This is a genomic window from Bordetella sp., from assembly GCF_057362025.1.
This window is the reverse complement of record NZ_JBMQQZ010000046.1, coordinates 1-7,427: the sequence shown is the minus strand read 5'-3', so window position 1 is coordinate 7,427 and position 7,427 is coordinate 1. Positions and strand designations below refer to the sequence as shown.

Here is a 7,427-nt window from a genome sequence, read left to right as displayed (position 1 = left end):
GTGGGGGCAATCTCCGCCAGTCGGTCCTACCCGATATCCGGTAATTCAGGCCCTCCACCCCAACACCCCCTAACCATACAAGCCGGATCCTCGGCGTCCCGGGTCGGCGGCAGCTGTTTTTTTGGGTGGCGGTTGTGGCTGATCCCACCCTTGAAGCGCTGCGCGCTTCCCCTTCGAGGGGGCGACGCTGGAGGGCTGGTGGGGCCGGATCTTTGGGGTGCGGGTTGGGAGCACCTGTTTTTTTGCGATGTGCGATGCGCGGGGCGTGTCGTGCTTTGGAGCGATGAGATGAGCTACGCCGTACGGAATATCCAGCGCGCCGATGGCGCGGTTATCGCGCAGCTGGCGGCGGCCGGGACAGCGACGGTTCATGAAGCGCAGGGCCGCAGCGGCCTGCTGCAGCCGTATATGCGGCCGATCTATGCGGGCGCCGCCATCGGCGGCAGCGCGGTCACCGTGCTCGCCCATCCGGGCGACAACTGGATGCTGCATGCCGCCATCGAGCTTTGCCAACCCGGCGACGTCATGGTGGTGGCGTGCAGCGCTCCCAACACAGACGGCATGTTCGGCGAATTGCTGGCGACGTCGATGCGGGCGCGGGGCATCGCCGGTTTGGTGATCGATGCCGGCTGTCGCGACGTGCAAGCGCTCAAGGATATGCAGTTTCCCGTGTGGTCCAAGGCGATTTCCGCCAAAGGTACCATCAAGGCCACGCCCGGCTCGGTAAACCTGCCGGTGGTGTGCGCGGGCGCCATGGTGTCGGCGGGCGATGTCGTGGTGGCGGATGACGACGGTATTGTCGTCGTGCCGCGCCGCCGCGCCGCTGAAGTCGCTCACGCCTGCGAGGCACGCCTGCAGAAGGAGGCCCTGAACCGCAAGCGCCTGGCCGCCGGCGAGCTCGGTCTGGATATCTATGGCATGCGCGACAAGCTGCGTGAAGCAGGGCTGGTTTACGTGGATAGCGAAGCCGATCTGCCCTGAGCCCATACGGACGCCTGGCGGGCGTCGTTGCCCACGCGACGGGCGACCGCGCGGTACCCGGATGCTGGATGACACATGCGTGGTCCGCGGCCGGGGGGCTAAGCGGCACGAGGCATACGGCTCGCGGTCTGTCAGTGCACGACAGCGTAGGGAAAAGCCCCGAAGGCTGGACATCGATCCAACCTTCGGGGCTTTTTCATGGGCCGCTTTCCTTTCATTCCCCTGAGCGAAGTTTCGTTGGTGCCACGGGCCTGCGACGCAGTGCGAGGGTCGGTAAGTATTTCCCCTAGCTGCCATCGGCTAGATATTCAGTATTATGAGCAAAAAGCTCAGTAGGCTGATTAATTGGTCGTCAAACAGGCGCCACGAAGCGCCGGCACACAAGGGGTAAGCAAGCCATGAAGCTGCACAAGCTGATTCTCGGAACCGCCGTCGCCGCACTATGCCTGGCGGGCGGGGCCTCCGCTTCCGCGGAGGACGCCGCGTCGTTTCCAAGCAAGAACTTCGACATCATCGTTACGTTCCCGCCGGGGGGCGGCACGGATATGCTGGCCCGACTGGTCGGCAACTACATGGCCGACACGCTGGGGAAAGCGGCGATCGTCGAGAACCGTCCGGGCGCCAGCGGCAACGTCGGGGCGCGGGTGGTCAAGGAGCGGGCCCCGGACGGCTACTCGCTGTTAATGGTCAACAGTTCCTTCGCGGTCAATCCCGGCGTCTTCAAGACCTTGCCGTTCGATCCCAAAAAGGATTTCGACGCCATTATCAACATCGCCTATGTGCCGTCGGTACTCGTCGTACCGCCAGGGTCCCCTTACAAGAACCTGCACGATGTCACGGTGGCCGCGGCGAAAAGCAATGACGTCTCTTTCGGATCCTGCGGCAACGGCACGCCCCAGCACCTGGCGGGCGAACTATTAAAGCTGCAGGCCAAGATAAATATGGTGCACGTGCCTTACAAGGGCTGCGGCCCGGCACTCAATGATGTGGTGGGCGGGCAGATCGGCCTGGCGGTGATTACCGCGTCCAGTGCGCTGCCCTTCATCAAGGCCGGCAAGCTGCGCGCACTGGCGGTAACGTCCAAGGAGCGCTCCAAGCTGATGCCGGACGTGCCCACGGTCGCCGAGCAGGGCTATCCCGGCTACGAGCTGACGCAGTGGCACGGCCTGCTGGCGCCGGCCGGCACGCCCGACGATATCAAGCAAAAACTTTATGCCGGCGTCGCGAAGATCATGCAGCGCCCGGACGTGCAGCAGAAACTGGCTGGCCTGGGCTACGACACCGCGTCCGACGGACCGGCGGTATTCCAGAAGATGGTGTCCAGCGATATCGACAAGTTCACCGCGCTGGCACACAAGATCGGCCTGTCCGCGGACTAGCCGGAAGGTTGAAAACACTACCGGCGAGCCGCGCGCAGCGGTATCGGCCGGCGACGCCGGGGCGGCGCCCCGGCGGTTCTTCCATGGCAAGCTGAATAACAAGGAGTATTCGATGAGCAACAAGTTGAGAATCAGCCTGGCTTGCGGCGCTTACGACCGTACGCAGGCATTGTTCGATGGCCGTGCGCCGATCGAGGGGTGCGAGGTCGCCGCGGTACCGATCGAGCCGGAAGAAGCCTTCCACCGTGCATTTCGCTACCAGGAGTTCGACGTTACCGAGATCTCCATGAGCAGCCACATGATGACCACGGCGCGCGGCGACAACGAGTACGTCGCGGTGCCGGCGTTCATCTCGCGCGTCTTCCGGCAATCGGGCATCTATATCCGCACCGACCGTGGCATCAAGACGCCGCAGGATCTGCGCGGCAAGGTCATCGGAGTGCCGGAATACCAGATCACCGCCAACGTGTGGATCCGCGGCATCCTGGAAGCCGAATACGGCGTCAAGCCGAGCGACATCAAATGGCGTCGCGGCGGCATCGAAGAGCCGGGCCGCGGCGAGCGCGCACCCATCGAACTGGGCGATGAAATCGACTTGCGGCAGATCCCCGATGACAAGACCCTGTCCGGCATGCTGGAGGCGGGCGAGATCGATGGCTACATCGGCGCTCGCGCGCCGTCGTGCTTCCTGCGCGGCGCGCCCGATGTGGGGCGCCTGTTCGGCGACTACATCGAAGCGGAAAAGGATTACTACCGCCGCACGGGAATTTTCCCGATCATGCACATGGTGGGCATCCGGAAATCGCTGGTGGAGGAGAACCCGTGGCTGCCGGTCAGTGTCTACAAGGCCTTCCTGAAGGCCAAGGCGCTGGCGGTGAAGGAGCTGAACGAAATCTGCCACCTGGCGGTGACGCTGCCGTGGATGGTGCACCACTACAACGAGGCGCGCTCGATCATGGGTGAGGACTATTGGCCTTACGGCATGGAGGCCAACCGACATACGATCGAGACTTTTGCCCGCTACCACTACGAACAGGGGCTTTCCAAGCGCAAGGTCGCGCCGGAAGAGTTGTTCGCCAAGTCGGCGCTGGATCTGTCCAAGATCTGATAGACGAGGATGAAAGCCCCGGTCCTGCGTTACCTGGCGCCGCGTACGGTGGACGAGGCGCTGGACATGCTGGGCGCGACGGAAAACGCGCGCATTCTGGCGGGCGGCCAATCGCTGGTCGCCATGCTCAATATGCGTTTCGCATTCCCGGACTGCCTGGTGGACATCAACCGCATTCCCGAGCTGGCCTATCTGCGCGAAAGCGACGGCAGCGATGCGATCGAAATCGGCGCGATGACGCGCCAGCGCGATGTCGAGTTTTCGCCCCTGGTGGCGGCGCGGCTGCCCCTGTGGCGCGAAGCCGTGCTGCACGTGGGACACCGGCAGACGCGCAACCGGGGCACCGTGGGCGGCAGCCTTTGTCAGCTCGATCCTTCCGCGGAGATCCCGACGGTGGCGATGGCCATGGATGCCACGATCGTGGTGCGCAGCCGGCGCGGTACGCGCGAGTTGTCCATTACGGACTTTCCCGCCGCGTATATGACTCCCGCCGTCGAGCCCGATGAAATGGTGACCGCGGTGCGCGTGCCCCTGTGGTCGCGGCGCCATGGGCATGCCTTCGTCGAGTTCGCGCGGCGCCATGGCGATTTCGCCATCGTTTCGTGCGCAGCGCTGGTGTCGCTGGACGAGCAGGGCCGCATCGCGCGCGCCTCGCTGACCCTGGGCGGCGTGGGCATCGCGCCGCTGCGCATGCGCGATGCCGAGGCGGCACTGCTGGGCCGCGCGCCAGACAACGACGCGCTCGCCGCGGCCGCCGCGGTGTGCGGACAGGTCGACGCCACGGGAGACAGCTATGTCCCGGCCTGGTACCGGCGCAGGCTGGCAGCCGTGCTGGCGCGCCGCGCGCTTGACCAGGCCGTCCAGCGGGCGCGCGCCTATGAGGAGACCGCATCATCATGAACCCGGACGACACGTCACGCGAGACCCGGCCGATACGGCTGGTGGTCAATGGCGAGGTCCGTTGCGGCACGGCGGAACCGCGTGTGCATCTGGCGGACTTCCTGCGTGGAGAGTTGAAATTGACCGGCACGCACATCGGCTGCGAGCATGGCGTTTGCGGTGCCTGTACGGTTCTGGTCGATGGCCATTCGGCGCGGTCCTGCCTGATGCTTGCGGTGCAGGCGGAAGGCTGCGGCATCGAAACCATCGAGGGCCTGGCTGCCAGCGACGGTACGCCGCATCCCTTGCAGGCAGCCTTTCATGAATTGCATGCGTTGCAATGCGGCTATTGCACGCGGGGGATACTGATGTCGCTCGTGGAACTGCTGCGCGAGCGGCCGGACCCGGACGAAATCCTGGTCCGCGAGGTCCTGTCCGGCCATTTGTGCCGCTGCACGGGTTACCAGAATATCGTGGCCGCGGCGCTGCGCGCGGCACGACGGCTGCGCGAAGGACGGATCGATGGAAGTGTCGCTTGAACGAAAGACGCGCGAAAGCGCGCCGTACCCGGAATCGCGTACCCCGGTCATGCCGAATCCCGGCATCGGCCAAGCCGCGCTCCGCATCGAGGACGAGGCACTATTGACCGGCAAGGCGTGTTTCGTTGATGACATCCAGGTCGAAGCGCCGCTGCATGCGTGTTTCGTGCGCAGCCCCCATGCGCACGCGCGCATTGTTTCCATTGACGTGGCGACGGCGCGCGCAATGCCGGGCGTCGCGGCGGTCTATGCGGCGCGAGACCTCTTCGGGGAATTGACGGAATGGCGTATGCCGCTGGGTTTCCCGCTGGCCAATCTGCCGGCGGATACGACGCCTTTCGTGCTGGCGCCCGATGAGGTCGCGTTCGTGGGCGAAACGGTGGCGATCGTCGTCGCATCTTCGCGCCATGAGGCAGAGGATGCCGCCGCGGCCGTATCGGTCGATTACGAAGTCCTGCCCGCGGTATCGGATTGCCGGGATGCGTTGGCCCCCCAGGCGCCGCGTGTGCGCACCGAACTGGTGTCCAACGCCTTGCAGGAATACACCCTGTCGTACGGCGATTGCGAAGCCGCGTTCGCCGGCGCGCACCGCGTTGTGCAAGAAGAATTCCATGTCCATCGCGGCTGTGCCCATCCCATGGAAGGCCGGGGCGTGCTGGCACGGCCGGACCCGGCGTCTGGCGAGCTGACGGTCTGGTCGTCGACGCAGATGGCGCACGAACTGCACTATACGATCGCCTTGATGCTGGGCCAGCCAGAGGACCTTCTGCGCGTGGTCACGCCGGATGTAGGCGGCGGCTTCGGCGCCAAGTTCATGATCTATCCTGAGGAGATCGCCGTGCCTGCCGTGGCGCGCAAGCTGCGCCGCGCCGTCAAATGGGTGGAGGACCGGCGCGAGAACTTCGTGAGCGCCATCCAGGAGCGCGACCAGTATTGGTCGATGGCGGTCGCGGTGGACCGACGAGGATGCCTGCTGGGACTGCGCGGGCGCATGGTGCACGACCATGGCGCCTACACGCCGCAGGGGACCAACGTGCCGTACAACGCGGCTTCCTCGATGACCGGCCCTTATATCGTGCCGGCCTACCATCTGGACGTGGCGGTTGCCTATACCAACAAGGTCCCGGTTGCCACGGTTCGTGGGGCAGGGTATCCCCAGGCCGCATTCGTCATGGAGCGCCTGCTGGACCGGGTCAGTGCGGAGTTGGGCATCGACCGCGCGGAGTGTCGGCGGCGCAACCTGATCCCGGCGGAGAAAATTCCCTACACCAAGCCGCTGAAGTCCCGCGCCGGCGTACCGCTGACCATCGACAGCGGCGATTTCCCCGGCTTGCAGGCGCGGGCGTTGCAGGCCGTCGACTATGACGGGTTCGAATCGCGCAAGCAGGCATCGCGAGACAAGGGATTGTGCCGGGGAATCGCCGTTGCCAATAGCGTCAAGCCGACGGGGCGCGGACCTTTCGAATCGGCGCGCGTTCGCGTGCAGCCTTCCGGCCAGATTACGGTGTACACCGGCGCGCTGGCCATGGGGCAGGGCATCAAGACGACGTTGGCGCAGATCTGCGCGGGCCACCTCGGCGTCGCGCCTGAGGCCGTGCAGGTGGTCGCCGGCGATACCGCCTTCATCGGCTACGGCATGGGCGGCTTCGCCAGCCGCCAGGCGATTATGGCCGGCACCGCGGTGGATCAAGCCGCGGCCCGTCTGCGGCGCAAGATCCTGGACGCGGCGGCGGTGCTGTTGAACGTGCTGCCCGACACCCTGACCCTGGCCAATGGCGAGGTCGTCTCCCAGGCCGGCGCGGGATCGTCGGTCGCGCTGGCGCGCCTGGCCATGCTGTTGAAAGGTGTGCCCGGGTACGCGCTACCGGTGCCGGGAGACCCGGGCCTGGACGAGACCGTGCATTTCCATTGCGATGCACAAGCGTACGCCGGCGCTTCGCATGCCTGCGAAGTCGAGGTCGACGTCATGACCGGCGCTGTCAATATCGTTCGCTATGTCGCCGTGCAGGACAGCGGGCGCATCATCAATCCCATGTTGGCCGAGGGCCAGGTGCATGGCGGCGTGGTGCATGGCATCGGCAATGCGCTGTTCGAGTGGATGGGGTACGACAGCGAGGGTCAGCCCTTGACGACGACGTTCGCTGAATACCTGCTGCCGACCGCGCCCGAAGTGCCGGATATAGAGGTGATATTCCAGCCATCCATGACGCCGCTCAATCCCTTGGGCGTAAAGGGCGTGGGTGAGTGCGCCACGATTCCGGTCGCTGCCGCGGTTATCGGTGCGATCGAGCATGCGCTGGCCGACCACGGCGTGCGCCTGTCCGAGTTTCCCCTGACGCCGGTGCGCCTGCTGGAATGCCTGGATGCGGGCGCGGGGCGCAGTGCCGACGCGGACGTGTCCTAGGGCCTGTTAACGCTAGAAGGAGCCTCGCATGAGTACGCAAACCGGTGGATGGCAAGGCACGAAGCGCAGTCGTGGTGATGCCACGGCGAGCATTCGTAACGCGGCCAGGCGCCGGTTTGCGTACTCACCCTTCGGGC

6 protein-coding genes are annotated in these 7,427 nt (G+C 65.4%); all 6 read left to right on the top strand.

The genetic code is table 11. The features are described from left to right. Nucleotides 1-288 precede the first annotated feature (288 nt). The 6 genes from ACO1P8_RS09820 (at nt 289) to ACO1P8_RS09795 (ending at nt 7,290) form a co-directional block, all read left to right on the top strand. Nucleotides 289-981 carry a 4-carboxy-4-hydroxy-2-oxoadipate aldolase/oxaloacetate decarboxylase gene (locus ACO1P8_RS09820; protein WP_486295706.1) on the top strand — a complete coding sequence of 231 codons (693 nt, stop codon included), beginning with the start codon at nt 289-291 and terminating at the stop codon, nt 979-981. Between the two features lie 398 nt (nt 982-1,379). Beyond that, nucleotides 1,380-2,360, top strand: coding sequence for a tripartite tricarboxylate transporter substrate binding protein (locus ACO1P8_RS09815; RefSeq protein WP_486295705.1), 981 nt, complete (start codon nt 1,380-1,382; stop codon nt 2,358-2,360). Between the two features lie 112 nt (nt 2,361-2,472). Continuing rightward, on the top strand, nt 2,473-3,468 hold the full coding sequence (locus tag ACO1P8_RS09810; RefSeq protein WP_486295704.1) for an ABC transporter substrate-binding protein: 996 nt from the start codon (nt 2,473-2,475) through the stop codon (nt 3,466-3,468). A 9-nt stretch (nt 3,469-3,477) separates the two neighbouring features. Further along, nucleotides 3,478-4,368 carry an FAD binding domain-containing protein gene (locus ACO1P8_RS09805; protein ID WP_486295703.1) on the top strand — a complete coding sequence of 297 codons (891 nt, stop codon included), beginning with the start codon at nt 3,478-3,480 and terminating at the stop codon, nt 4,366-4,368. Continuing rightward, nucleotides 4,365-4,886, top strand: a complete 522-nt coding sequence (locus ACO1P8_RS09800) for a (2Fe-2S)-binding protein (RefSeq protein WP_486295702.1) — start codon at nt 4,365-4,367, stop codon at nt 4,884-4,886. The genes ACO1P8_RS09805 and ACO1P8_RS09800 overlap by 4 nt, the downstream gene beginning before the upstream one ends. Then, nucleotides 4,870-7,290 carry a xanthine dehydrogenase family protein molybdopterin-binding subunit gene (locus ACO1P8_RS09795; protein ID WP_486295701.1) on the top strand — a complete coding sequence of 807 codons (2,421 nt, stop codon included), beginning with the start codon at nt 4,870-4,872 and terminating at the stop codon, nt 7,288-7,290. The genes ACO1P8_RS09800 and ACO1P8_RS09795 overlap by 17 nt, the downstream gene beginning before the upstream one ends. The last annotated feature ends 137 nt before the right edge of the window (nt 7,291-7,427 follow it).